This window comes from Mesorhizobium silamurunense (assembly GCF_014843825.1).
Taxonomy (GTDB): domain Bacteria; phylum Pseudomonadota; class Alphaproteobacteria; order Rhizobiales; family Rhizobiaceae; genus Mesorhizobium; species Mesorhizobium silamurunense.
In genome coordinates this window covers 1-227 of record NZ_JHQR01000439.1, presented here as the reverse complement: position 1 = coordinate 227, position 227 = coordinate 1, and the positions used below count along the sequence as shown (strand labels likewise).

Below are 227 nucleotides of genomic sequence, written 5' to 3'. Positions count from 1 at the left end.
CGCGCGAGACGAGCGATGTTCTCCTTTCCTTGAACCCGTGTGCCCCTCTCTTAGGGGGAAAACAAGCTCGCGCATAAGGTCGCGCAACCTTTGGCAATAGCTTTGGAGAGCAACATGGTATTGCAGATGGAGTCCCCGGCTCCTTCGATTAAAGTCGAGGACTGGCTGCGTGGCGAGCCCCTCGCAAACTTCCAGCCTGGCAAAGTGTACATCGTCGAATTTTGGGC

1 pseudogene is annotated in these 227 nt (G+C 55.9%); it reads left to right on the top strand.

The features are described from left to right. Window positions 1-114 precede the first annotated feature (114 nt). Window positions 115-227, top strand: a pseudogene (locus DH10_RS37480) (TlpA family protein disulfide reductase); the annotation flags it as partial.